We start from the raw sequence: 1,626 nt of genomic DNA, 5'->3' as shown, positions 1-1,626 counted from the left end.
TTAGGGCGGCAGAGGGGGCTGGAACGCTGAGTGCGCCCATGCCGCATTGCGAAGCAAAAGATAATCGGATAAAATGTAGCAATTCATATTCGTAAGCGTGGAGTAATCAGATGGGAAATTCCAAGTCAGCAGACAAGTAAGCCGCAACAACCAGTATTGTTGTTGCGGCGCTCTGTAAGGCTAGTCTCATCTGATTGCTGACGAGCAGACGTCGCCCGGTATTCCTTAATCGAGGGTTGATTCGTCATGACCACCACACGCCCCGCGTGGGCCTATACGCTGCCGGCAGCACTGCTGCTGATGGCTCCTTTCGACATCCTCGCTTCACTGGCGATGGATATTTATCTCCCTGTCGTTCCAGCGATGCCCGGCATCCTGAACACGACGCCCGCTATGATCCAACTCACGTTGAGCCTCTATATGGTGATGCTCGGCGTGGGCCAGGTGATTTTTGGTCCGCTCTCAGACAGAATCGGGCGACGGCCAATTCTACTTGCGGGCGCAACGGCTTTCGTCATTGCGTCTCTGGGAGCAGCTTGGTCTTCAACTGCACCGGCCTTTGTCGCTTTCCGTCTACTTCAAGCAGTGGGCGCGTCGGCCATGCTGGTGGCGACGTTCGCGACGGTTCGCGACGTTTATGCCAACCGTCCTGAGGGTGTCGTCATCTACGGCCTTTTCAGTTCGATGCTGGCGTTCGTGCCTGCGCTCGGCCCTATCGCCGGAGTATTGATCGGCGAGTTCTTGGGATGGCAGGCGATATTCATTACTTTGGCTATACTGGCGATGCTCGCACTCCTAAATGCGGGTTTCAGGTGGCACGAAACCCGCCCTCTGGATCAAGTCAAGACGCGCCGATCTGTCTTGCCGATCTTCGCGAGTCCGGCTTTTTGGGTTTACACTGTCGGCTTTAGCGCCGGTATGGGCACCTACTTCGTCTTCTTCTCGACGGCTCCCCGTGTGCTCATAGGCCAAGCGGAATATTCCGAGATCGGATTCAGCTTTGCCTTCGCCACTGTCGCGCTTGTAATGATCGTGACAACCCGTTTCGCGAAGTCCTTTGTCGCCAGATGGGGCATCGCAGGATGCGTGGCGCGTGGGATGGCGTTGCTTGTTTGCGGAGCGGTCCTGTTGGGGATCGGCGAACTTTACGGCTCGCCGTCATTCCTCACCTTCATCCTACCGATGTGGGTTGTCGCGGTCGGTATTGTCTTCACGGTGTCCGTTACCGCGAACGGCGCTTTGGCAGAGTTCGACGACATCGCGGGATCAGCGGTCGCGTTCTACTTCTGCGTTCAAAGCCTGATAGTCAGCATTGTCGGGACATTGGCGGTGGCACTTTTAAACGGTGACACAGCGTGGCCCGTGATCTGTTACGCCACGGCGATGGCGGTACTGGTTTCGTTGGGGCTGGTGCTCCTTCGGCTCCGTGGGGCTGCCACCGAGAAGTCGCCAGTCGTCTAACCGACGACTGGTAGCAGGCCCGCTCCGATGCGGCGCACTAACCATCGAAACCTCGTGAATGTCGGTATCCTGTCTGGCAGGATACCGCTCATTTCCCTTGTTCAGTTCATCGCCGTCGCCGAGCATCTGAATTTTCGGCATGCGGCCAAGGCACTTGGTATCAGC

The 1,626-nt window shown here is 57.0% G+C and carries 2 protein-coding genes; both read left to right on the top strand.

Annotated elements, in window-relative coordinates; all coding sequences use genetic code 11:
- Window positions 1-246: 246 nt before the first annotated feature.
- Entirely contained in the window at window positions 247-1,461 is a 1,215-nt protein-coding gene (gene floR / locus FTU64_RS16185) for a chloramphenicol/florfenicol efflux MFS transporter FloR (RefSeq protein WP_000214122.1), read from the top strand.
- Between the two features lie 27 nt (window positions 1,462-1,488).
- Window positions 1,489-1,626 (top strand): LysR family transcriptional regulator (locus FTU64_RS16425; protein WP_257222279.1); only part of this gene is annotated, 138 nt, incomplete at its 3' end.

The sequence above is a fragment of the Acinetobacter sp. YH12128 genome (genome assembly GCF_013418655.1).
Lineage (GTDB): Bacteria > Pseudomonadota > Gammaproteobacteria > Pseudomonadales > Moraxellaceae > Acinetobacter > Acinetobacter amyesii.
The sequence above is the reverse complement of the archived record's forward strand: the minus strand, read 5'-3'. Positions and strand labels throughout refer to the sequence as shown.